At 49.7% G+C, this 24,797-nt stretch carries 22 protein-coding genes and 1 riboswitch; of the genes, 14 read left to right on the top strand and 8 right to left on the bottom strand.

The genetic code is table 11. The annotated features are described in order from the left end of the window. Positions 1-343 precede the first annotated feature (343 nt). Positions 344-1,945 (top strand): polyamine aminopropyltransferase, encoded by a 1,602-nt coding sequence (locus tag HCG48_RS05755; protein ID WP_168568293.1) that lies wholly within the window; start codon positions 344-346, stop codon positions 1,943-1,945. 92 nt (positions 1,946-2,037) lie between these two features. After that, complete coding sequence (locus tag HCG48_RS05750) at positions 2,038-2,619, top strand: DUF4178 domain-containing protein (RefSeq protein WP_210437183.1); 582 nt, start codon at positions 2,038-2,040, stop codon at positions 2,617-2,619. Positions 2,620-2,798: 179 nt separating this feature from the next. Here HCG48_RS05750 and HCG48_RS05745 read toward each other — a convergent pair whose 3' ends face one another. From HCG48_RS05745 to HCG48_RS05730, 4 genes are all read right to left on the bottom strand, one after another. Continuing rightward, complete coding sequence (locus HCG48_RS05745; RefSeq protein WP_246259932.1) at positions 2,799-3,746, bottom strand: hypothetical protein; 948 nt, start codon at positions 3,744-3,746, stop codon at positions 2,799-2,801. Then, positions 3,747-4,859, bottom strand: a complete 1,113-nt coding sequence (locus HCG48_RS05740) for an AAA family ATPase (protein WP_168568292.1) — start codon at positions 4,857-4,859, stop codon at positions 3,747-3,749. Then, positions 4,856-5,986, bottom strand: coding sequence for a DUF262 domain-containing protein (locus HCG48_RS05735; protein ID WP_168568291.1), 1,131 nt, complete (start codon positions 5,984-5,986; stop codon positions 4,856-4,858). The genes HCG48_RS05740 and HCG48_RS05735 overlap by 4 nt, the downstream gene beginning before the upstream one ends. A 298-nt stretch (positions 5,987-6,284) precedes the next feature. Beyond that, positions 6,285-6,977, bottom strand: a complete 693-nt coding sequence (locus HCG48_RS05730; RefSeq protein ID WP_168568290.1) for an NUDIX hydrolase — start codon at positions 6,975-6,977, stop codon at positions 6,285-6,287. A gap of 172 nt (positions 6,978-7,149) precedes the next feature. Here HCG48_RS05730 and HCG48_RS05725 point away from each other — a divergent pair, with 172 nt between their 5' ends. The 8 genes from HCG48_RS05725 (at position 7,150) to HCG48_RS05695 (ending at position 16,689) form a co-directional block, all read left to right on the top strand. Continuing rightward, positions 7,150-7,980, top strand: coding sequence for a protein phosphatase 2C domain-containing protein (locus HCG48_RS05725; RefSeq protein ID WP_168568289.1), 831 nt, complete (start codon positions 7,150-7,152; stop codon positions 7,978-7,980). Between the two features lie 84 nt (positions 7,981-8,064). After that, positions 8,065-9,951, top strand: a complete 1,887-nt coding sequence (locus HCG48_RS05720; protein WP_168568288.1) for a hypothetical protein — start codon at positions 8,065-8,067, stop codon at positions 9,949-9,951. Positions 9,952-10,060: 109 nt separating this feature from the next. After that, on the top strand, positions 10,061-11,092 hold the full coding sequence (locus HCG48_RS05715; RefSeq protein ID WP_168568287.1) for a cysteine hydrolase family protein: 1,032 nt from the start codon (positions 10,061-10,063) through the stop codon (positions 11,090-11,092). A 123-nt stretch (positions 11,093-11,215) separates the two neighbouring features. Further along, positions 11,216-12,004, top strand: a complete 789-nt coding sequence (locus tag HCG48_RS05710) for a hypothetical protein (RefSeq protein ID WP_168568286.1) — start codon at positions 11,216-11,218, stop codon at positions 12,002-12,004. Between the two features lie 112 nt (positions 12,005-12,116). Continuing rightward, positions 12,117-12,239, top strand: coding sequence for a DUF8629 family protein (locus HCG48_RS26420; protein WP_255547199.1), 123 nt, complete (start codon positions 12,117-12,119; stop codon positions 12,237-12,239). A 254-nt stretch (positions 12,240-12,493) separates the two neighbouring features. Continuing rightward, positions 12,494-12,585, top strand: a riboswitch (Glutamine riboswitch). A gap of 32 nt (positions 12,586-12,617) precedes the next feature. Further along, positions 12,618-13,067, top strand: coding sequence for a glutamine synthetase inactivation factor IF7A (gene gifA / locus HCG48_RS26675; RefSeq protein WP_168568285.1), 450 nt, complete (start codon positions 12,618-12,620; stop codon positions 13,065-13,067). 473 nt (positions 13,068-13,540) lie between these two features. Next, positions 13,541-13,699 (top strand): hypothetical protein, encoded by a 159-nt coding sequence (locus HCG48_RS05700; protein ID WP_168568284.1) that lies wholly within the window; start codon positions 13,541-13,543, stop codon positions 13,697-13,699. 71 nt (positions 13,700-13,770) lie between these two features. Further along, positions 13,771-16,689 (top strand): ATP-binding protein, encoded by a 2,919-nt coding sequence (locus HCG48_RS05695; protein ID WP_168568283.1) that lies wholly within the window; start codon positions 13,771-13,773, stop codon positions 16,687-16,689. A gap of 18 nt (positions 16,690-16,707) precedes the next feature. Here HCG48_RS05695 and HCG48_RS05690 read toward each other — a convergent pair whose 3' ends face one another. The 4 genes from HCG48_RS05690 to HCG48_RS05675 all read right to left on the bottom strand — a co-directional run bounded on the left by HCG48_RS05690 (position 16,708) and on the right by HCG48_RS05675 (position 19,648). Then, complete coding sequence (locus tag HCG48_RS05690; protein WP_168568282.1) at positions 16,708-17,649, bottom strand: isoaspartyl peptidase/L-asparaginase; 942 nt, start codon at positions 17,647-17,649, stop codon at positions 16,708-16,710. Between the two features lie 494 nt (positions 17,650-18,143). Continuing rightward, positions 18,144-18,293 carry a DUF2256 domain-containing protein gene (locus HCG48_RS05685; protein ID WP_168568281.1) on the bottom strand — a complete coding sequence of 50 codons (150 nt, stop codon included), beginning with the start codon at positions 18,291-18,293 and terminating at the stop codon, positions 18,144-18,146. An 83-nt stretch (positions 18,294-18,376) separates the two neighbouring features. Further along, positions 18,377-18,607, bottom strand: a complete 231-nt coding sequence (locus tag HCG48_RS05680; protein WP_168568280.1) for a hypothetical protein — start codon at positions 18,605-18,607, stop codon at positions 18,377-18,379. A gap of 42 nt (positions 18,608-18,649) precedes the next feature. Then, a complete protein-coding gene (locus HCG48_RS05675; protein WP_168568279.1) occupies positions 18,650-19,648 on the bottom strand; it encodes a hypothetical protein in 999 nt (332 codons plus the stop codon). Positions 19,649-19,742: 94 nt separating this feature from the next. Between HCG48_RS05675 and HCG48_RS05670 the strand changes: the two genes are divergently transcribed. The 4 genes from HCG48_RS05670 to HCG48_RS05655 all read left to right on the top strand — a co-directional run bounded on the left by HCG48_RS05670 (position 19,743) and on the right by HCG48_RS05655 (position 24,637). Then, on the top strand, positions 19,743-19,946 hold the full coding sequence (locus HCG48_RS05670) for a DUF350 domain-containing protein (RefSeq protein ID WP_168568278.1): 204 nt from the start codon (positions 19,743-19,745) through the stop codon (positions 19,944-19,946). Between the two features lie 378 nt (positions 19,947-20,324). Further along, complete coding sequence (locus HCG48_RS05665) at positions 20,325-20,843, top strand: pentapeptide repeat-containing protein (protein WP_246259931.1); 519 nt, start codon at positions 20,325-20,327, stop codon at positions 20,841-20,843. 163 nt (positions 20,844-21,006) lie between these two features. Continuing rightward, positions 21,007-21,453, top strand: coding sequence for a helix-turn-helix domain-containing protein (locus HCG48_RS05660; protein WP_168568277.1), 447 nt, complete (start codon positions 21,007-21,009; stop codon positions 21,451-21,453). Positions 21,454-22,159: 706 nt separating this feature from the next. After that, complete coding sequence (locus HCG48_RS05655) at positions 22,160-24,637, top strand: PAS domain S-box protein (protein ID WP_168568276.1); 2,478 nt, start codon at positions 22,160-22,162, stop codon at positions 24,635-24,637. The last annotated feature ends 160 nt before the right edge of the window (positions 24,638-24,797 follow it).

Genomic DNA, 24,797 nt, shown 5'->3' with positions numbered 1-24,797 from the left:
GTCACCGCGATCGCGAAGCGACAACCGCAGATTTATAGAAATCGAGTTTGCGTGAATATACCGTTGCTGCTTTCCGTATTTTTACGGAATTGGCTAATAGCAAGAGGATTGAGAGGAGAGATTGAGGCGATCGCTTGGCGATCGATCGGGGGGTAAATTGTCTAATTTCGTCTCATCCTCCGGCGATCGCGGGTTTATGGCTCGATGATTAGCGCTTAAAATATAGAGCGACCTTGACAGAAAAGACAAAAAAAAATGCAGTCAAGGGATGGGGGAAACTGAGCCAAAATTTAATCCTTTCCTGAGTATTTTCCCTGCAATCACCAAACCATCGCACCACCAAATGACAAAATTGAGCGATACTCATCCCGAGACAGACACCGATCGCGGCGACAGCGTCGAGCCGAATTTCGTCCCCTTAACGCGATCGCAGCGCAACTTATTATTATTGGCAACGGCGATTTGTTCCGCCTGTGGTTTGGCGGTCGAACTGCTCCTCGGAACCCTCGCCAGCTATTTAGTCGGCAATCAAGCCCTCGCCTACGGGGTCGCCGTTGGCGGTTTTCTCGCCGCGATGGGGATCGGGTCGTATCTGAGCCGCTTCATCGCCACCGAAGGCGATCGCGCCGAGCAACAATACCAACTCCTCGGGGCCTTCGTGCGCGTAGAATTGGCGATCGCCCCCCTGAGTGCCTTCTTACCCCTCGGCTTATTTGCCCTTTTTGTCGTTAACGGTCCGTTGTGGCTCGGATTGAGCCTGGTGACCTTGCTCCTCGGTCTCCTCGCAGGCATCGAGATTCCCCTACTGACCCGGATTCTCGAACAAGATGAAGGAGTCAAAGACGCGATCGCCGGAGTCCTCGCCCTCGATTATGCAGGCGCCCTGCTCGGTTCTCTCGCCTTTCCCGTCTTGCTGTTGCCCCTGTTCGGTTTATTTCCTTCGGCGGCGATCGTCGGCGCCCTCCCCGCTTTGACGATCTTCGTACTCGCCGGAAGTTTCCCCAAACTGCGATCGTGGCGCTGGTGGGGCTTACTGGTCGGCTTGCTGTTAATCGCCTTCGCCCCGATCGCCATTCCCGCCAGTAACGCCCTCGAAAATAACCTCTACGACGCCCCGATCGTCGCCCGGGTGCGATCGCCCTACCAACGCATCGTCCTCACCCGGTGGCGCCAAGACGTGCGCCTGTTTCTCGACGGCGACCTGCAACTGTCCACCCTCGACGAATATCGCTATCACGAGGCCCTCGTCCATCCCGCCATGAGCGCCACCCCCCATCCCCGGCGGGTTCTCCTCCTCGGCGCCGGAGACGGAATGGCGGCTCGCGAAGTCCTCAAATGGCCCCAAGTCGAGCGCGTCTTACTCATCGACCTCGATCGCGAAGTCGTCGAACTCTCCCGGCGCCATCCCTTTCTCCAGCGCGTCAACCAAGGCGCCCTCGACGATCCGAGACTGGAAATTCGCATCGCCGATGCCTTCGTCAGCGCCCCCGCCTTAGACGAAAGCTTCGACGCGATTATCGCCGATTTTCCCGACCCCGACAGCGAAATCCTCGCCAAACTTTACGCCGACGGCTTTTACCGCCGCCTTCTGCCCCGTCTCGCCCCCGATGGCGTCTTCGTCACTCAAGCATCGAGCTCCTTTTTCGCCCCCGGCGTGATGGCGTGCGTCACCGCCACCCTCGATTCCGTCGGGCTTTCCACCCATCCTTATACCGTTCACGTCCCCAGTTTCGGTCCGTGGGGTTTCGTCCTCGCCCGTCGGGAGGCGATCGATCCGCAGACGTTAAAATTACCCGTGACCACCCGTTTTTTAACCGAACCCCTGTTAGCCGATTTATTCGACCTTCCCGGAGATCTACAATTCGATAACGTCGCCATCAATCGCCTCTCCCATCCGGCGATCGTCCAATATCAAAATCACAATCGCTGGGAAGGCTACAACTAAAAATCCAGAGATTTTACAAAATCCTTGCAACAGTCGTTATTCTCATTGCAAAATAGGAAATCTACCTCAAAAAATATTCTTAAAGATTTAAAATGCTGACATATATTTGGCTCATCATTATCGTCGCGATCGCCATAGGCGTCGTCGTCATCATCCGACAAAAACAACTCCCCGCCAGCAATCGCCGCCAAGAGTTACCTCCTCTAGAACGGACGATCTTCACCCTCCAAATTGGCGATATCGTCGAGCACGTCGGAGTCGATTGGGTCGTCGAAGGAAAATTAATCTACGACGATAACGGTTACAACTGGATTGAATACTTATTACAGGAGGGCGATCGAATTTGTTGGTTGGCGGTGGAAGAAGACGATCGCGTTCAAGTCAGTTTATTAGACCCCACGGACGAACTCGAAATCACCGGAGAACCCCCCGCAGAATTAAGCTTTGCAGGAGAAAGTTACCGTCGCATCGAGTCCGGCGAAGCCTTGATGAATCGAGTCGGAACCACACTCAATCGCACCTCGCAAAAATGCCGTTATTTCGATTATCAAGGTCCCGGCGATAAGGTTCTGTCCGTAGAAGATTGGGACGGCAATCTCGAAGTCACCGTCGGTCAGCTTATTCGTCCCTCTAGTTTAACTTTGCTCCCCGGAGACGGACGGCGAGTATATTGATGTTTGAATTCGCGAACTAACCAGATTGGCGAACTAACCAGATTGGCGATCGTCTCCAGATCTATCATCTACCTATCTCGATTGTAATCTTTGATAAGATTCCTAGAGATTATCGCTTTTTTAAAACCTTTGAGAAATCGTTTTAATTGTCCGAACTTTCTTGTATTTTTGAAAATTAACTATAAAATTTTATGTCCAACATAACCAATGATAATACTACCAGGAGTTAACGGAAAAAAATAAATTCTCCAAGCACCAGGAGTCATTCTTAAGTGTAAACTAAATAAACGCGATTGTCGATCGGGGCATTGAATTGTAAGTTTATTTTTAAAATTTTGGAGTCTGGAATTACTTTCTGGGGTAGCTTTACTAGAAAGAGTTTCTAAATTAAATCCGGCTTCCTTCCAATTTTGAGAAGCTTCTTCAAGGTCAAATAATCGTTTCTTTACCTGTGTTAACATCGGATCACCAGCAAGAAGATTGCAAATCTGTGGTCCTACTGACTGACAAAACTTTAAATGAGGAAATAACTCATTTTGACGCTGCCAAAGATCCACACCATCTTTTACACGGGTTCGAATTCTATTCTGAATCCAATTAGTATGTGTTTTAATATGCTGACTTCGGCTAGCATGAACAATTTCTAACTGTTCCTCGATTAAATCATTATCTTCATCCAGTTTTGTAATCTCTAACCTTAAATAATACTCATCCCAAATCTGTTCCGAAAGTAGACTCACAGCCAATGAATCACTCACCCATGCAAAACCCAGTCCTGGGGCTAGTTTGCCTTGATAAAAAACATCTGATAAATCAAACTTACTTTTGATTTCTTCAGCAACGTCAGTCCAGAAAGGAGCTTTTGTTGTCAACAATCGGAAAAAACTTCTTTCTTCACGATTTACTGTGGGATCGTTGCGCCATTTTGCTAAAGGATATTCGGGAGCAAGTTGTAGGCCATTCATATCATCTTGAGTACGAACAACTCGCTTAACACCACTACTGGTTGCTTTACGCAAAGTTTGAATAAAGTTAGACATCCATTGTTTGGCTGTGGGAATATCTGGTGCAAGAGTCTGGAGAGAAAGTTCATTCAACACCATTTCTATATCCATTTCTACATCCATTCATTCTTCTCCTACGGGTTCTAATAAAGCTTCCAAACTTTTGTCCCACTCGTCAAAGAAACCATCAGGCCAGTTATCGATGCGTCCATTTCGATCTATGCGGGGCGATATCACCTCGATGTTCGATTCCCCTCGCATTTCTTCACGTTGAAAATAATGTAATTGCACGTGATTAGGATCGAGTTTTTTACTATGAACTGCTAAACGAATGCCATTTAAAATATGATCGCTATGAGTTTCTACGACGATCTGAATTCCACAACTAGCAGCGAGTGCCAACAACTCTCCCATTTTGGCTTGTCCTTTGGGATGTAGATGTGCTTCTGGGTTTTCTAGCAAAATCAAAGTATCTGGTTCCGATGCTAAAATTGCGACAACAATCGGTAAAGCGTAGCTAATCCCAAACCCGACATTTGTAGCTCGGTAGGGATTACTCATACCGTAAGAATATTGCAAACTTACCAAATCCAAATCAGAACTATCTTTAATCCTAATTCGTGTTCCTGGACTGATTTCTCCCATCCATGCTTCTACTTGATTAATCAGTGTCAGAGATTTTTGTGCAGGATGGCATAATTTTTCATGTCCAATCTCTTTCTTTCTATAAAGGGATAGGAAATAAGGAGTATATTGCCCTTGAGAACCAAGTTGTCCGTGTTGTCGTACTTGAAAATCTGATATTTCTAGATAAGTACGCGGACCAATTCGTTCTGCTTGAAGATAATGAAAGTTATCCCCGAAAAGATTTGATTGATAAACTTTTGGCTCTGTTGACGATAAACTAATTTCTAAAACATCTACTTGTTGATTGTACTTAAAGCGCCATTTAGCCTCAATTTTATTTTTCCAAGAGATCTCAAAACCGATTGACTCCTCGTTGGCTCCTTCAAATAAAGCATCTTGTGCTGTTCCAATACAAACCAAATCACCATTCAGGGCTAAACCCGTATCGGGTAATAAGTCTTGTTGATAAGATTGGCGTAGCAAGAGTAAAGATTGTAAAATAGAAGACTTACCACTACTATTCAATCCAGACAACATTGTTAAGTTTTTGAAATTTAGAGATCGATCTCCAAAGCATTTAAAATTTTGCAGTCGTAATAATTCAATCATGCCAAAACCTCTTGGATTAATTTTTCAATACGACTAAATCGAATTTCTACTTTTTTAGTGGCTTGAGAAATTGATTCGAGAAATTCACTATCGGAGTTTACTAAATTTCTAAATTTATTTAATAAATCATTTTTTTTTTGTTTTAACTTTTCTAATTCCGCATCTTTAAGTTGACTTAAAATCACAGACCAAGCCTCAAACAATGCTTGATTAACTGGATTACGTCTGGATGTTTTTGGTTTGCGAAAAGCATCTTCACCAAAGATTTCATAGGCAGCTATCATGGCCTTGGTAAAATCATGCTCGACTTGTTCTAGTTGCTCATCAGAAATTTTTTTATTAATCGAATTCATGGTTTGGACAAAAAAATCATCTCGACTGTCAAAGCTTTTGTATTTTGTGTAGCCATATATTTTGTATGACAAGAATCCTAATATGAATTCCTGGTCTAACATTCGTTTCTGTTTTTTTGAACGATCGAAGTTAGTGGCTTTTAAGAAGTCATCAGATTTAGCTAAACGTCCTAACAGTTTGGTTGCTTTACCTTGATTTAAGGCATGACGGATCTCTTGGGGAGATAGTGGTATTCCCCCGGTATTAATTCGACGAAAAATATTGTATTTAACTGCTGGAGGCGTTCCCGGTTCAATAGTAGAGAGAGTTAATTCAGTTTCAACAATACGACGTTGATATTTGCGCGGCAATTCATCATATTTTTTATTTTCAAGTTCGGTGAGGTACTGAAGTCCAGTTAATCTCAGGGTTTTATCAAAGATAAATTGCTTAAGTGCTGTTAGCCTTTGTAATCCGTCAATAACTAGCCATTTATCATCATCAGTGGCATCGATATAAAAAGCAGGTAAGGGAATACGGATCAAAATAGACTCAACGAGTCTACTTTTTGCATCATTTGTCCAGATAGCCTGACGCTGAAAATCAGGTGCTAAATCTAGTTCTTTATATTCAATCCGTTTGAGTACAAGATCGATGGTTATTTTACGAGTATCAACTCTAATTTTTGTTGGATCGAAAGGTTGATTAATTCCCTCATCGTTCGTTTCTATTTGGTCATATAAATCTATTCCTTCATCTTCAAAATTCGTATTAAGATTATTGTTTTTAATCATGAGCGATCTACTTACCTTAACTATTGAACGACGGTTATTACATCTATTCATCAATCACTTTTAAGAGTAATTGACTGCTGAACTAGCGCTGAAGCATAAGATTAAGTCAATTAGCTGTTATAGCATTCCTAAATAAGTCAAGTCAGGGCAATCCCCCGGAACCGCGTGGGAGTGGGAGCATTTTGCTCCCTACTTTGATTGCAAATTATTTAGGATTGCTATACTATTTTAGCATTCTGAAAGTGATTGTATGCAAGGTTTTTCCATAATTTTATAAAAAACTTGGATCTATTGACCATTAAATCTCGAAATTAAAGCCTTTTTTCTTCAAATTTCGATATTTTTCAGGGTCGAAACGATAGAGTCTGGCCGCGCGGTGGGAGACTCCTGTTTGATATTCGTCGAGTTGGATTAAGAGATTCATTTTGAGGATCTTTTTGCGAAAATTTCGTTTGTCGAGTTCTTGTTCTAAAATGGTTTCGTAAAGGCGCTGCAATTGAGTTAAGGTAAATTTTTCGGGTAAGAGTTCAAATCCGATTGGTTCGTAGCGAACTTTACCTTTTAAACGAGTGAGGGCTAGTTGCACGATCGCCTCGTGATCGAAGGCTAAAGGCGGTAAATCGGCAACGGCAAACCATCGGGTGTCACGGGCATCTGTTGCCGCTTTCAGGCGATATTCCCATAAATTTACTAAACCATAATAAGCCACAGTCACCACTCGATCGCGCGGATCGCGATCGCACGATCCAAAGGTGTACAGTTGTTCCAGAAAAACATTTTCCAGCCCGGTTTCTTCCACTAATTCCCGTCGCGCTGCGGTTTCTAAAGATTCTTCAATCCGCACGAAACCACCGGGTAAAGCCCACTGATTTTCAAATGGCGCTAAATTACGCTGAATTAACAAGATTTTGAGTAAATTCTCCTCATCTAGTCCGAAAACAACGCAATCGACGGTTAAAGCAGGTCTGGGAAACTCGTAGGTGTAAGCCATAGTCAACAGATTTTAGAATTCGGATTGCAGAATTTAGATTTGGCAGAATCGCTTATGGTGCAAGGCTTAGAGGATTTTTTGGATCTCTCGACCGACCCCAAGCAGGCGTTCGCGCTCTTGACATCGTGTTTTTTAGACACTAATATGAGTGTATTAATTACACTATACAGCCATGAAAGAGCTGTTTGAAGTGGCTGCCGGGACAGTTGTGGGGAGACATCACGTTCGACTCGGCGTCAACAACCAGGACGGGTATTACCTGACCTCGACGGAAGAAGCAACGATCGCCATTGTCTGCGACGGTTGCAGCAGTGGAGTCCATAGCGAAGTTGGCGCTAAAGTCGGGGCGCGCTTGGTGGGGGAAGCGATTCGACGATCGCTATTTGAAGGCGAAGCGATCGACGAGCCCGAGAAATGTTTAGAACTCGTTCGCCAAAACGTCCTCGAAAACATCAAAACTATGGCGATCGCCATGGGGGGAAATACCAACGAAATCCCGCCCAAAATCCTGCAACATTACTTTTTATTTACCATTGTTGGCGTTTGGATCGCGCGATCGGGCATCGTCACCTTTTCCCTCGGAGATGGTTTATTAATTGTCAACGATCGCCCCACCCAAATTGGACCGTTTGCCAATAACGCCCCACCTTATTTAGTGTACGACTTCCTCGATTCCAATTCCGATCGCTGGAAATTCACCATCCACGATCGCCTCAACCCAGAAGATCTCAACTCGATCTTAATTGGAACCGATGGAGTCAACGATCTGATGAAACTCGCTCATTGCCCCTTTCCCGGGAAACCCGACCTCATCGGCGATATCCGTCAGTTTTGGACCCAAGACCGCTACTTCCAAAATCCAGATACCATCCGTCGGCAATTATCCCTGATCAATCGCGAAATTCATAAACCCAACTGGGAACACCGACAAATGCTAAAAGAAACGGGATTATTACCCGACGATACCACCTTAATTGTCATCCGGAAACGCAAATCCTCATAAACGATCTTGAAAGTTCGTTTCGTCTAATTTTTCTGAAAATCCTCCCCAATTTACAGAATACCCGCTCCCTTATCCCTAACATTTATGGACATCTACATCAATGGGAATCGAATTCATTTAACCCCAACTCAATCCATTGGGAAAGGGGGCGAAGCCGATATTTACGATATCGGTGGCGGAAAAGCGCTCAAACTGTTCAAACAGCCGAATCACCCCGATTATCAAGACTGGCCCGAACAACAACAAGCCGCCTTCGATCGCCTCGCCGAACATCAATACAAATTGCGTTTATTTCCCAAAAATTTGCCGATTCGCGTCGTCCAACCCCAAGAATTTGCCATGAATGCGATCGGCGATACCATTTTGGGCTATACCATGCGACGTATCAAAGCAGCCGAAGTTTTAATGCGCTACAGCGATCGCGCCTTTCGTCAGTCGGGAATTTCTCATCAAAGCGTCATTGAAATTTTCCAAGATTTACATCAAACTGTCAGCGACATTCATAAAGTGGGGGTAGTCATTGGAGATTTTAACGATTTAAACGTTCTCATTCGCCAGAATCGAGCTTATATTATCGATGCCGATTCTTTCGGAACTCAAACCTTTGCTTGTCGGGTATTTACCGCTCGCTTTCTCGATCCACTTTTATGCGACCCCAACTATACCAAACCCGTTTTAAACGGATCCTATTCGCCATTATCCGACTGGTATGCTTTCTCAGTCATGTTAATGCAATGTTTATTATTCGTTCATCCTTTTGGAGGGGTTTATAAGCCCAAAGATACGAGCAAGCGCATCCCACAAGATGCGCGATCGCTGCACGGAATCAGCATTTTTCATCCCGAAGTGAAATATCCAAAACCTGCGATTCCTTATAAAGTTTTACCCGATGAATTACTAGATTATTTCTACAGTTGCTTTACGAGCGATCGCCGAGAACCGTTCGATCGCGCCCTCCTCGATCGCTTGCAATGGACGAAATGCACCGCGTGCGGACTCGAACACGCCCGCCCCACCTGTCCCGACTGCACCCCTTCGACCCCCGCCCCCGTCCCCACACCTGTAGTGACACAAGTCAGGGGAACAGTCAGTGCGACGTCCGTATTTTTCACCGAAGGGGTCATTTTATTCGCCCTTGTCCAAGGCGATCGCCTGCGGTGGGTGTATTACGATTGCGGCGAGTTCAAACGGGAAGACGGAAACACGATTCTCGCCGGAAAACTCGATCCGGAAGTCCACTTTCGCATACGAGGTGAGGTCACTTTAATTGGCAAAGCGGGACACATGGTGACCTTAACCCCGGGGGAACCGCCCCAACGCGAGGCGATCGAAACCCGGGCGATCGCCTCCCAACAAGGAGAAGTCTTCGACGCCAACGAAACCTGTCGCTACTGGATTTACAACGGTCAACTGCTCCGCGACGGCGACCTCGGACCGGAATATATCGGCGACGTTTTAGCCGGACAAACCCAGTTTTGGGTCGGTGAAACCTTCGGTTTCGGTTTCTATCGAGCGGGGGATCTCAATGTCGCGTTCGTGTTCCATACTCGAAGGAAAGGGATTTACGATCGCGTCACCTTACCGCGATCGCCCGGTCCGACGATCGATATGCATTGTATTTTCAGCCGCGATCGCTGCTGGGTATTTAGTATCACCGAATTGAACGGGGAAACGTGGCACCATTGCGCGATCGTGCGTCCCGACGGTTCCGTAGAAGCTACCGCACAAGTCCGACCCGACGGTAAATCGTGGCTGTCCGTCATCCGGGGTCATTGTGCGATCGATCCCTTCTTGTTCGCCGCCACCGACGACGGAATCGTGCGAGTGGAAGTTCAAAACGGGCAAATTGTCACGACTAAAGAATTTCCCGATACCGAACCTTTTGTCAACAGCGAATCCCAATTATTCCCCGGACCCAAAGGACTTTACGTAGTCAACTCTCAAGAAATTTTGTTGTTATCCATGAGTTGAACCGTCGAATTTTTCTGCGGGTCACAACTTCGCTAAAACTTTAGCAAAATTGCATCTTATCAATGCAACTTCATCAAAACTCAAAATAATTTATCCTCAATCATCAACCATGACTCATCAACTCCCGATTCCCCCTCACTTCGATCGCCAAAAAGTCGGCGATGTCTGGCGCGTCCTCTATCAACAACGGGCTATTGATGCCAAACATTGGGCGCAACAATATAACCTCGAACCCGCCGCCAAAGATCGGGCCCGAATCTGCTTGATGGCGATCGACGTTCAAAATACATTTTGCATTCCCAAATTTGAGTTATTTGTCGGCGGTCGGAGTGGGATGGGTGCCGTCCAAGATAATATCCGACTTTGCGAATTTATCTATCGCAATTTGGGCATCATTACCGCGATCGCGCCGACAATGGACACCCACACCGCCATGCAAATTTTCCATCCCGTATTTTGGGTCGACGATGCGGGAGAAAATCCCGAACCGATGACCCAAATCTCGATGGAAGACGTCGAAAATGGCGTGTGGAAAGTGAATCCCGCGATCGCCTACAGCATTGCAGGCGGTAACTATATGGCCTTGCAAAATTACGCCCTGCACTATGTCAAAAAATTAAATCTCGATAGTAAATATCCCCTGACCATTTGGCCCTATCATTCCATGTTGGGGGGGATCGGTCACGCCCTCGTTTCCGCCTTAGAAGAAGCGATGTTTTTCCACAATATGGCGCGCAACAGTCAAACCCAATATGAAATTAAAGGCGGCAATCCCCTCACCGAAAATTACTCCGTGTTGCGTCCGGAAGTTCTCGAAGATTCTCAAGGTCGTCCCATCGCCCAAAAAAATACTCGCTTTATTCAAAAACTGCTCGACTACGATGCTGTGATTATTGCAGGTCAAGCAAAAAGTCATTGTGTTGCCTGGACTATTGACGATTTACTCACGGAAATTCAAGCTCAAGATCCGAAATTAGCCCAGAAAGTTTATCTTTTAGAAGATTGCACCTCACCCGTTGTCGTTCCCGGGGTGGTGGACTTCACAGACCAAGCCGATGCGGCGTTCGATCGCTTTTCTAAGGCAGGAATGCACCTGGTCAAATCCACCGAGGCGATCGATTCTTGGCCGGATTTATTATAAGTGCGTGAAGTGGAGGGGAATTAGGGAATTGGGAAACAGAAAATATCTAACTTTTTACCTCCTTCCTTCCACTTTTTGGCTTCTTCTTTCCTCAAGCTTCTCACTCCTCAATCCAACAAAATCATGAGCCAAACACCCGATCTCAATTCCTTATTCCAAAGCGCCCACGATGAGGGTTTGCTTTCCAATGCCTCCATGCAAGCGCTCAATGTGGTCGATATCGGCGCCCAAATTCAAGCGGGTTTGGGGATCGATGTCGATGACGTGATGGCGTCTGAGGTGGTGTTAGTCACCATCATGCCTGACGACTCGGGATCGATCGCCTATAACGGCAATACACAAGCGGTTTGCGACGGTCACAATGCGGTTCTCGATGCTTTGATGGCCTCGAAACAGAAAGATAATATCCTCATTCACAATCGCTATCTTAATGGGTTTTTATTGTATCCTTACTGTCCGCTTCCTCACGCCGTGCGAATGGACGATCGCAACTACAATCCGGATAAGGGAACGCCCCTGTACGACCAAACCGTCGCGATCTTGGGAACGGTACTCGCCAAATCCCAGGAGTTTGCCGATAATGGGGTTCCGGTGCGATCGGTGACGTTAATTATTTCCGACGGCGCCGATCTCCATTCCGTGCGGGCGCGGGCGAATACGGTGGAAGCCCTGGTTAAAGATATGCTGATGACGGAAAATCATATTATTGCCGCGATGGGGATTGACGACGGCAGCACGGATTTCCGGCAAGTTTTTCGCGAAATGGGGATTCGCGATCGCTGGATTCTGACGCCGGGAAATCAGGAAAGCGAAATTCGCAAGGCGTTCCAAGTGTTTTCCCAATCGGCGATTCAAGCGTCTCAAGGGGCGATCGGATTCAGCCAAACCTCGTTAGGGGGTTTCGGCGGCTAGGATTGCCAACAGCCCTTGACGCGACGGCGTAGACGGGGGGTTTGGGGGCTTTTAGAATGGGAGGTGGAGTGCGATGCTCTTGGTTGTTTCGTTTTCGTGTTTTAGGAGTGATATGGATATCAAGTTAATTCTGCCGATTTTGAGCGTTGTCTTTACGATCGCCTGTTTGTTTTTCGGGACGAAAAACGGTTTTTACGATACGGACAAGTATCACGGTAACGGTTCGGCCCACTAATACCGAAGCGATCGCGAGCCTTCATCTTTTTTAACAATTTTTGAACAGACACTCGTCACGGGGGTCTGTTTTTTTCGTTTGAGGTAGGGCGATCGCCCTGGAATCAAGTAATAGAGCGCCATTCGTCCGGTTCGTATGCTGTGGGTCTGTTTGTCGCCCTCGGGGGGCGATCGTCGCCAGAAATCCCTGCCCGAGTGCATATCGATACTTGACATCCCCAGAAAAAACTGTAAAAATGGCTACAGACAACAAAAATCGTTCATCTTTCTTAAACGTCTTGAGAGTTAGGCTTCAAAAAGAGGTTTAGGGGAGACGGAAGTAGGGAGTTATCCCGAAGGAACGCGCCTGACTTCATTGAAACGAAAGGAGTTCAAGCGCATGAAATTGACTTATCGCGGTGTTAGCTACGAATACACCCCCCCAACCATTGAAACCACCGAAGGCGAACTCGCCGGGAAATACCGAGGATTGGATTGGCGCTTCTGCAACCTGAAGAAAGCGCCCGTCCAGCAGCCGACCGTCGAGTTAATGTATCGCGGCGTCGCCTATGGTAGCGCCGAGCAAGCGCCGACGGTTCCCGTCCGCCAACCGATCGCCGTTCCCTCCGTGGCGCCTGCGGGATCTGCGAGTTTGTTTGAAGATAAAGCACGCTCGTTGATGATGAGTAACTGTCGCGCCATTAAAAAGCGCCAACAGTCGATGTTGAGCCGTTTGGCGAGTGAAGTGGGTCTGGCGGGTGACGTTTCCGGGTATTGGAATCGCATCCAAGGGAAAGTGCATCCCACCTTCCGCTTATCCTACGATCGCTCCCGCGCGGCGATGAGCTAAACCATCATGACAACAGAGTGGATGGTCATCTCTGTTAATTAAAAAAAACGCCTCTCCGGGGGCGTTTTTTTGTGCTTTTTTAGGTGCGGATCGCCTTTAAAAACATTAACATCAGTTCATCGTAAGGTAAAAGGCAACGATCGCGCCGTTGTAGGAGATTTAAATCTGAAAAAATAGGGAGGATCGCCACCGGGGAAACCCCAACTGCGCGCTCGGGAAAAGGCGAACTCAGGCGGGGGGGGGAAACGATCGCCTTAACTCGGATAACCCATAGAAATCAACGACCAATGCCAAGCCTGTTCCGAAAAAGCCCTCTCAAAGATTTAAAAGAGAATCAATCTATAAAAGTTTTTTTTACGCTCGAAAATTGTTACAACTGTAACATTAACAAAATCGTCAGCACAACAAGATCGATTGAGGGGGTGCATCACTGAGATCCACAAACAGATAATAAAAAAGTTCTCGAACCAGTCATGAATCATCGGCAACACCCCAGAAAACAAGCTGTTCCCCCCATACTCGCCCAAAAATCGCCATTTTTCTCAAGAGCGGGAGGAAAACACCACACGACGATCGGCGATCGCCGCACGCGGGCTGAGAACCATTGGAATTTAGAGATCGACGGCCATTAGAACCGAGATTCCAAAGGGTGAACAAGAACATTCGAGGTGAGATCCTCCTGACCGGAAAGAAGAATTTGAACATGGAAACCAAGAGATTGCCATCACTGCAGCTTAAACGGAGTTTGAGTTCTTTAGAAACCTGGGGATTTGGATTGAGCGGACTATTATTGTGGCTCGGTCCGGCTCCCGCCATGCACGCAGCGTTAGGCGATCGCGCAATCTTCGTCTGGCTGCCTGGGGCAATCGTCGGTTTTTTACTCAACCTGCAAGTCCAGCGCCTGGGAACCCACTGGCCCGAGATGTCCGGCGGCACCCCCAATTACGCCGCGAGACTGTTGGCGAACTATCCCCTCATCGCGCGCTACGGGGCGATCGGATATTGGCTCGGATGGGTCTCCGTTCCCCCGATGAACGCGATCATCCTCACGGATTTGGTCAAAGCCAATTTAGATCCCGTAGGCATTTACACCCCAGAAACTGTATTAAGAATAGGATTTACAGCGATCGCCTACATCGTTGCTTTCAGTGGGATCCGCACCTTGGCCATCTTGCACCTCTGTTTCGTGATTCCGGCGATCGGTCTGTTATTAGCCTTTTCCGTGCAAGGGATCGGCTGGCTGAGCTTCGGACCGCTCACCCCCGGACTGATGCCCCATGAATGGTCCGGATTCGATCCGGTGGAATGGTGTAAGTGGTTTTTCCTCGCCGTTTATGCCGTTTACGGTTGCGAAACCGCCTCGTCCTTCGTCGCCGACAGTCGCCGCCCCCAGAATACCCTCAAAGCCTTGTCCTTTGCCGCGATGCTCCTCCCCGTCGTCTACATCGGCGGCTCGTGGGTGTTGATGCGCTTGGCCACCGCCCCGGGATTGGGAGAGAATACCTTTTTACATCTCGTAGCCGCAGGCAAGCCCTTTTGGGGGTCGGCTACCTCGACCCTGGTCACCTTTCTCCTGTCTGCCGGATGTTTGCTCAGTTCGGCGACCGCCGTTTCCAACTCGCCTCGCGTCTTGTACCAATTAGCTCGCGACGGCTACCTCTCCCCCGTGTTTGGGGTCGTGTCACCCCGGGGGGTTCTCGGTCCGGGGTTGCTCTTTACCTTTTTGCTCAGCCTCATTTGTTTGGTGTGGGGGGATGTCTCTCACGTGGTGATGGTGACCGGGACGGGCTATCTCTCCTCGATGATGGCAGTACATTTGAGCTTGTGGCTCAACCGCGATCGCCCCGAAGCCAAATGGCCGCGTCTGTCCCTGCTGTTCCTGATCGTCGAAACGACCGTGATGGTCGTCGGCGGTTTGGCGTGGGGATGGAATTACTGGGTGATGGGACTGTTACTGGCGCCGACCATTGCGGTCGTAGACCGTTGGATCCGCCGCAGTCGCTTGCGGATCTTCCAACCGCAATGGTGGATGGAGCGCTACCGCCAACGCCGCCGGGAAATGCTCCTAGATTTTGCCGTTTTGCAAGTCGGGGTCGTGCTGCTGTTAGTCTGTGGGGCGCTGACCGTCGGTTGGTTGGTGCGGATGGAAATTGACAACAGCAGTTTTCAGGTCGGCAGCGATTTGTACGTGTTGTTGTTATTGAGCGGTGCCTTTGTGGGGGTAGCGATCGCCTGCTGGACGAGCTTGCCCCAGATTAGCTCGATTGTCGAAGCGCGCGAAGCGGCAGAGCATTTATTTGTCGTGGCCCTCGACGCGATCGTGGTTCTCGACGAAAATGGGGCGATCGTGCGGGTCAATCCGGCAGTCTCCGACTTACTCGGCTTGTCCTCCGACGAACTCGAAGGAATGGCGATCGCCCAATTCCTGCCCGGACTGAGCGGTTCTCCCGAACAGTGGCCGACTCGGTGCGAACAGATGCTCGCCGACGAAAACCTCCTCGCCCCATCGCACCCGGATCGAGGCGATCGCCGCGTTCCGCGCACCGTCGAAGTCTCGATTTCCGCGCGATCGAATTGGGATACCCGCGAATATATCGTCATCCTGCGCGAGATCACCGAACGCAAGCAAGCGGAAGTTGAATTACAACGGGCCTTCAAGCGCCAAGAAGAACTCGCCGCCACCGCCACCCAACAAGCGCGCGAACTCGAACGAGCCCTCGCCGAACTCAAACAAACCCAAGCGCAGTTAATTCAAACGGAAAAAATGTCGAGTTTGGGACAACTCGTAGCGGGGGTCGCCCACGAAATCAACAACCCGGTCAATTTTATTTACGGCAATTTGACCCATACCCACGACTACGCCAACGATTTACTCGCCTTAATCCATCTGTACCAGCAACGCTATCCCCAAGGCGATCGCGAAATCGACGAATTCACCGAGCAGATCGACCTCGAATTTTTAGTCGAGGATTTGCCCAAAACCCTCGCCTCGATGAAACTCGGAGCCGAACGCATCCGCCAAATTGTCTTGACTTTACGCAATTTCTCGCGCATTGACGAAGCCGAGATGAAAGCGGTCAACATTCACGAAGGCATTGACAGCACTTTATTGATTTTGCAAAATCGTTTGAAAGCGAAGCTGCAACGTCCCGGGATTCAAGTGGTGGAGCGCTATGCAAATTTGCCCCCGGTCGAATGTTTTGCCAGCCAACTCAATCAAGTGTTTATGAATATTTTGGGCAACGCGATCGATGCCCTCCACGATCGCTCCCGCGCCTTAGCCGTGACCGGAGACCTGGACGAACCATGGACGCCGACCATTTGGATCGCCACGGAAACGATTTCGTCCCAATGGGTCAAAATCTCGATTGAAGACAACGGACCGGGCATCCCGGAAAAGATCCAAAACCGTTTATTCGAGCCATTTTTTACGACCAAAGGCATCGGCGAGGGAACGGGTTTGGGCCTGTCGATTTGCTATCAGATCGTGGTCGAAAAACATGGGGGTCGCTTGCAGTGTTATTCTCAGCCGGGACAAGGTTGTCAGTTCGTCATTGAAATCCCGGTGGAACAACACTACAATCCCCGAACGCCTCAAAGGTTGACTGAGGTCAGATCGTGAGAACGACAGACGATCGATCTAGCATGATTCGATTAAGTTAGCGTTGCCCATTTCTAAGGTGTCTCCCAGGCGATCGCCATTGTGGTAAGCGGCGAGCAAGACATCGCAGGTTTTGCCCCAGGCGATCGCCCCGTTCGCATCGATCCCGATCGCCCCTAAATCCCGTCCGTTGCGTTGGGCTTCCGCAAAGGAGCGCTCGAACGCCGTCGCGATGCCCAAGCCGTCGGTTACCCGGATGACGATGCGCGCCGCCAAACATTCGTCGATAATATCTTCCCCAATGCCCGTACAACTGACCCCCGCTTTCCCGGTGGCGTAATTGCCCGCAGGCATCGCCGAATCGCTCACCCGTCCGATGCGCTCGAATCCTTTGCCTCCCGTGGAGGTTCCCGCCGCCAAGCGCCCCTCGCCGTCTAACGCCACGACTCCGATCGTTCCCCGTCCGGCGGACTCGGACTCGGCGACCACATTCGCCATCGATCGCGAAAAATTATCTTTACGCTCTTCGATCCATTCTTGCAAGCGGCGATCGGTCAGGGGATCGAACGGAGGAAGTTGCAATTCCCTTAACAGTTCTGCCGCACCGTAATCGGACAATACGCGATCGGGACAAGTTTGTAAAAACCGAGCCAGATCGATCGGGTTTTTCACCCGCGCCACGTTGATCGTGCCGCTAAATGACTGTTTCTCGCCGTCCATTAATGCCGCACTCATGCGGATTTGTCCGTCGGACTGCAACACCGAACCCGTCCCCGCATTGAAAAGCGGATCGTCTTCGAGTAATTGACAACCACGCACGACCGCATCGACCGCACTCGCCCCTTCACCCAACAAGCGATAGACTTCTTCAACGATTTTAGAAAGCGATGCTCTCACCGCCCGGGCGCCGCCTTTCCCTTGCAGCGAACTCCCCGCCCCTCCATGAATAATAAGTTTGGGTTGAATGTCGTCAGTTGTCATCGCGTCCACCTTTTGCCCCGATCGTGATTGTTTTTGCAGTTTTTTATTCTACGCCACGGCGCGATCGTGCAGGTTGAGGCAAAAGGGGAAAGGGAAAAAATGCAAATTCCCAACGCCCCACGGCCCGAATCTAAGAATCTAAGAACCTAAAATCTAAGAATCTAAGAATCTACAGCAATTCGCGCTGTCATGAGGTAGAAGAGGCAAAAATCCCCCCAACCCCCCTTAATAAGGGGGGCAGTGAAAGTCCCCCTTTTTAAGGGGGATTTAGGGGGATCGAAATGTAGCGCCCAACAGCGAAAACTGCTGTAAAATCTACAATTCCCTTCGCCGTCGCCGACAGCGTTCGGAACAATATTTCATCTGTCATGAGGTAGAAGAGGCAAAAATCCCCCCAACCCCCCTTAATAAGGGGGGCAGTGAAAGTCCCCCTTTTTAAGGGGGATTTAGGGGGATCGAAATGTAGCGCCCAACAGCGAAAACTGCTGTAAAAGCTACAATTCCCTTCGCTGTCGCCGACAGCGTTCGGAACAATATTTCACCTCATCCCAACAATCGGCCCATTTTTTGCGCCAGGTGAACGGACGTTGGCAGACGGGACAGATTTTTGTGGGAAAATCGGATTTAGAGCGTTGTTTGGCCATAGCGATCGCCGACCTTCGAGCAACTTCAGTGTCATCGAGCCTTCCTCGGCTCGTTTCGCCAACAAAGGTTCCACGGTTCGACCTTATTTTCCAACGCCGGAACCCCCACCAAAAAAGCCGCCGCCGTAATCGGAGCGATCGCGCGAATAATTCCAACTCCCCGAACGATAGGATCCGTGCAGGTAAGTGCGGTGACGGGGCCAATAGCTTTGTTGTTCTTGACGTAAGGTCAGGGCCGAACTCTGGGTGTAAGCGGCTCCAATAGTGGCGATCGCCAATAAAATAGCAAACAGCGCAAAAATTTTAGTCCACATGGTTCACACGGAGTTTCACGGAAGACGGCGGTTAGAAATAATTCAGACGGGTTGGGGAATGGCGACAATATTGACCCCGGAGAGGGTTCGCACTTCCTCGCGGACGGTCAACACAGTTTTATCCACCGGACCGTCCGGGGTCACTTCCGCATAAAACCCGTAGGATGCGCGTTTTTCAAACACGAAATAACAGACCATCTTTCCGGTAGTTTTGGTAATGTCCCCACTGTCGTCTTTATGAAACTTCAAGACAACAGTTTGCGACTGTTTGTAAATTTGTTCGCCATAGCCGTCGTTGACCCACAGATCGACGCGCAGACTGCGAGGCGAGGTTTCGTCTGCGGTAATGTCGAGACTCAATTTGACGAGTTTATCGGAACCACCGAGAATGGCGCGATCGCCGATATCGCTATCTAAAATGGTTTTGGCGATCGTCTTTTTCCCGGAACCGAGAACTGAGAACAAGCACAAAATGGCCATCCCTGTGGTTCCTACAGCCCCAGCCATTAGATAGCGGGTATCGATCGCCCCATTAAACACTTTCACCCGAAACGCAAGAGGTTCGTTAATGGCTTGACCGGAGGTGTCCGTATATTCGAGGATATTGAGCGCCAGGGTAATCTCTTCCGGGCGATCGCCTGCTCGCAAATCTAACCCCGCTTGCACGTCTCTTTCCGACCAGGTGCCCGATTCCCCGTCTTCGTACCACCTTCCCGACTCGGCCCAAGCTTGTTTCACCGCCGCCGCGAGCAGTTTCTTCTCGCGATCGAAAATCCGAATTTCATAAGTCACCCAACGATTGGTCTGCAACAATGCTGTTGCGTCAATTCGCAACGCCCCGATCGCAGTCGGTTTGAGTTCGATGTTTTTAAACTCGGCGGGCTGTCCTGGGGTGACTAATATATTTTCGCTGAGAATATTCTGATAAAAACTGGTGGAAACCAGACCCGCCAATAAAACGAGGGACAAAGCGACAAAACCCAGGTACGCCCACCAATCAATAAAGCGTTTTGTTGCTTTTTTGGTTACGGAAAGTGTCATGATCGATCGTTTAGAAGTCGTTAAAATCGCCAAAGGCCACTTTGATTTTCGATCCAAGTTTGGATTTTAGCCGTTGTGAATTGGAGAAATCACCATGAATTGGGCTGTTGTTGTCGAAACGATTGTTTGGAGTTTTCTCGGCATTATCTTGCTCTATCTCGGCGTCCGTCTGTTTGACAAGCTCGACCCGATCGATTACCGTGCCGAAGTCGAGAAAGGGAATCTCGCCGCAGGAGTCATCGTTGCTAGTATTATCCTCTCTTTGGCGGCGATCGTCATTAGTGTGATTGTAACGTAGGTGTTTTCAAGCCCGTGGGATTCGCGTTCCCGAAAACCCCCCGGTAAGCAAGCGGTTCTCAGGGTATTTTCCATCGACCGACGATCTCAGATCGCGATCGCCAAGGGTTCGAGCTTTGTTCTCGGCGATCGCCTTCTCCCTCTTTTCTCTAGCTTGAATCTTCGCCACGGTTCGCCCCGCGATCGCCACCTTCTCGACCGATCGCCTCTCGAACCTCGGGATCGTCGTCGCGATCGCCCCCGACGATCCCCCCCGCTTTACCCATTCTGTTCTAAAATAGGGGGTCATACCCCCTTTGACAGAAATAGCTAGTTATGTATTCACCGTTCAAGTGGGGAAATTTGCTCGTGTAGCTTACAAAAATTAAGGAACGAGAATGTGAAAATCAAACACCTCTTGACCTCGATGGTGGCGATCGCTCTGTGTTCGAGTTGCGGGGTCAATCAAACCTATGTCAAACGACTGATGGAACTCAAGCAATGTCAGGGGTGTAACTTAGAACGGGTCGATTTGAGCCATCAAATCTTATCCGGGGCGAATCTCAAAGGTTCCAACCTCAGTGGTGGAAACCTACAAAGATCGACCCTGTTTTCAGCAGATTTAAACGGCGCCCGACTGGTTAAAACCGACTTACAAGGGGCCGACTTGGGTGCGGCTAACCTCAGCAAAGCCGACCTGCGAAATGCGGATCTTCGGGGTGCGGATCTCAGCAGTGCAGATTTGAGTTACGCCGACTTACGCGGTTCCAACCTAGAATATGCCAACTTATCCAACGCCAATCTCGGGAATGCCCGCTTGAGTGGAGCCAAGTTAGAGGGTGCCAATCTCGCCCATGCCGAATTAGACGGCGCCATTGGTTTAGTCGTCGATGACGCCACGGGCGATCGCCAACCGTAAACTCCGAGAAAACTGGGTCACTTTTATCACTCCCAGTTTTCTCAAGGAGATCGCCGTCGCCCCTTGCCGATGCAACTTTTGGCTCTTTGCGCCCTTGACAGCGATGTGAATAACATCTAAATAGCATAAAATCTAATTAGATGGATTCTGGTTTTCGGTTGTAATGCCAGCAAAAAATTTTTTGACTGCCGAACAGAAAAAAGCGCTACAGACGGCAATTCGCGAAAATAGTTGCCCGCGCTTGCGGGAACACGCTTTAATTTTACTGCTCCAAAACGACGGCAAAACCTATGAAGAAATCGCCAAATTCTTAGGCTGTTCTTACCGAACGGTGGCCTATTGGTGCGTCCACGGCGATCCGGATAATATCGAGAGCCTCAGAGACCGCAGAGAACGGGGAAACTACCGTAAAGCGGACGAAAATTATATTCAAACTTTATTAGAATTAGTCAATACCCCTCCCGAGAGCTTGGGATACGACTGTCAACATTGGACGAGTCAACGTCTCGCGAGTCATTTATCTAAAAAAACGGGAATAGAGCTGAGTGGGACGCAAATTCTGCGGATTTTGCGCAAGCACAAGATCCGCCTGCCGATGAGTCGAGTTTAGCGATCGCCCCCCGGGCTGCAAACAGATTTTGATTGCAAACTAAATGTGAAATAAATTCACCGATCGCGAAGAAACTCCAGCATCGAGTTCAAGATCGACCCGCTTGAGTCCCGATCTAACTCAACGACAGCTTGCATGGCATCCGCAAGATCGCTGAAACAAATTAAGCCATTTGGCTGATGCCCTTCATTGGCTGTTTTAGCCACAATGATATTGCGATCACCCTGAATTTGTTCGACACCCTGAGTGTGACATGCCCCCCAGCCCTAGGGGGGTTTTTTATTTTTGGACTATTTTAAAATACGCGCTGCGAGAGCGAGTCTTGACCGCCAGCAACGCCGCCCGCGACGTCAGAGTCCGCGCCCCACATGCGGACGGGCGATCGCGCCGCTTGAGACCCGAGGATCGTCACCGTCTCTCCTCGCGGTTCGGTCGGAAGGGTTGCCGAGGCGATCGTGCGACAAAACCCGTCATCCTGTCAAAATAGCTAAAGATAGGCGATCGCGTGTCAGTACCCCGCACGCTCAGTAACGGGGCTTCATGCCTCACCTTCAGTAGGGGCGTTTCGCGAAACGCCCCTACCCAGCCTAAGTCTTGACTGACTACATTTTTAAGGTGAACTCTCCAGAGATGCAAGAGACACGAGAGCGTTTCCCCCGGGCGCCTCGATCGTCTCCCTGCTTTGCACTTCAATTCCAGCTTTACTATGGCCAAAATTTTAATCGTCGATGACGATCTCACCGTTCAACTCGTCTTACGCGACTTACTCGAAAGCGAAGGACATCAAGTTTCGGTCGCCCTCAACGGACAAGAAGGCTTGCAGCGTGCCCGAGCAGAACATCCCGATCTGATGATTTGTGACTGGATGATGCCCGTCCTCGACGGTTTGCAAGTCTGCCGCCAAGTGAAAGCGGACCCACAACTGGCGACGATGTTTTTCATCCTGCTCACCGCTCGCGAAGAAGTAGACGATCGCGTCAAAGGCTTAGATACCGGAGCCGACGATTTTCTCTCCAAACCCGTCGAAGCTGAAGAACTCTTGGCTCGCGTCCGCGCCGCTTTGCGCTTGCATCACCTCACCCGAGAGTTGAGTCAAGCCAACCAGCAATTGGCTACCTTAGTTGAAGTGCAACGTCGCTTGCTGGCGTTCCAAGGGGATCGTCCGGCGCGCGACTTGGAGCGATCGCCCTATCCAGAAGTCCTCGAACCCTTGGGAAAAGCCGCAGGCGCCACCCGAGTATATTTATTCCAAATCCCCTCGCCCTCCACAGGCGACGTTCGCGCAGGGACTCGGTCGGAGAATTGCCCCCCCTTAGAAGATCGCGCCGTCTGTCTCGCCGATTGGTCCGCCAGCGAGACCGACGCTTCCGGAGCAACTAGTTCGAGAATCTGCGATCGCCAGTGGCGCGATCGTCTGATCCAATTCCCCCCACGCTGGCTACACCACTTGACGCGCGGCGAAACCGTCGCCGGAATCAGCCGCGATTTTCCCGAAGGCGAACGCCAGATGTTAGAAGCGGCGGGGGTGCGTTCGATTTTAATGTTGCCCTTAATTGTCAACGGTGAATTTTTCGGGTTTGTCGGGTTCGACAACGCCCGGGAAGCCCGCCCCTGGTCCGAGTCGGAAGTCTCCCTCTTAAAAGCGGCGGCGGCAGCGATTTCCCTGCACCAAGAACGGATCGGAGCCGAAGCGGCGTTACGCAAAAGCGAGGCGCGTTATCGGGCGATCGTCGAAGATCAAACCGAACTGATCTGTCGCTTCGCCCCCAACGGACGCCTCACCTTCGTCAACGATGCCTACTGCCGCTATTTCAACGTCGAACGGGAACAACTGATGGACGGCTCTTTAGTTCCCCTCATCCCCCACGAACCCCTCGATGTCGGCGAGACTCCCGCAGTCAGTCGGGAACATCGGATCGTGATGCCCGACGGTACGATTCGCACCCAACAGTGGACCGAACGGGCGATTTTTGACGAACGGGGTCGCTTGAGTGAGTTTCAAGCCGTCGGACGGGATATTACCGAACGCAAGCAAGCAGAAGCGGCGTTGCGATCGAGTGAGGAACGCTTTCGCCAGTTGGCGGAAAATATCGAGGCGGTCTTTTGGATCGGCGATCGCCACGGTCGAGAACTTCTCTACGTCAGTCCCGCTTACGAACAGATTTGGGGATTGACCTGCGAAGACCTCTACCGCAATCCTGCCGCCCGGTTTGAAGCGGTTCACCCGGAAGAGCGCGATCGCCTCTGGGCGGCTCTCCACCCCCTCGATTGCCTCGATTTGGAATATCGCATCGTCCGACCGGACGGGTCGATTCGCTGGATTCGCGATCGCGGCTTCCCGATTCGCGACGAGTCCGGCGAGATCTACCGCGTCGCCGGAATTGCCGAAGATATTACCGAACGCAAACACGCCGAAGAACAATTACGACAGGCGATCGCCAAAGAACGCGAAGTCATGGAACTCAAAACCCGTTTTATCTCGATGGTCTCCCACGAGTTCCGCACCCCCCTGACGACCATCCTCTCTTCTGCCGATTTACTCGAATTCTATATCGAAGAATCTGCCGTCGATCGCCTCGAAAAGAAACGACAAGCCCTCAATCGCATCCAAAATTCCGCCGTCAACATGACTCAACTGCTCGAAGATGTCTTATTCATCGGGCGCAGCGAAGCCAACGGCATCAGTTTTCAACCGCAATCCCTCGACCTTGAAACCTTTTGTCAGAACTTGATCGAAGAACTGCACTTGGTCAATACCCAAGATCGCAAGATTCAATTTTTCCAAAACGATCGCCGCCTCGGCCCCGATTCCCCCCCACCGCGTCTCGACTCCAAACTCTTACGCCAAATCCTCAGTAATTTACTCTCCAATGCCCTCAAATATTCCCCCCCGGGCGGTCGGGTTGAGTTTACCGTCGATTACTACGATCGCCAGATCGCTTTCACGGTCAAAGATTCCGGTATCGGCATCAAATCGGAAGATTTACCGCGCCTGTTCGAGTTATTCCATCGCTGTAGCAACGTCGGCGACATTCCCGGCACCGGATTGGGATTGGCGATCGTCAAGCGCAGCGTCGATTTACACGGCGGCGAAATTACCGTCGATACACAAGTCGGCGTCGGCACTACTTTTAAAGTGACTTTACCCTTATCCGCCCTGCCTCCCGTTCCTCTACAACAGTAGACTTGACATTAATGTAGTACTTATGTAGTATTTATATTACGCACGAAGAACTCTCCTGTTTTTAGAGAAGCTGCACGACCTTAGTGCAGCCTTTTATTTTGTAAAAATCGGGCTTTTAGACCTCAAATTTCTAAAATTCCAATCTTAAAATACCCATCAA

The sequence above is a fragment of the Oxynema aestuarii AP17 genome (genome assembly GCF_012295525.1).
In the GTDB taxonomy this organism is placed as follows: domain Bacteria; phylum Cyanobacteriota; class Cyanobacteriia; order Cyanobacteriales; family Laspinemataceae; genus Oxynema; species Oxynema aestuarii.
Note: the sequence above shows the minus strand (reverse complement) of the source record. Positions and strands in the feature narration are given on the sequence as shown.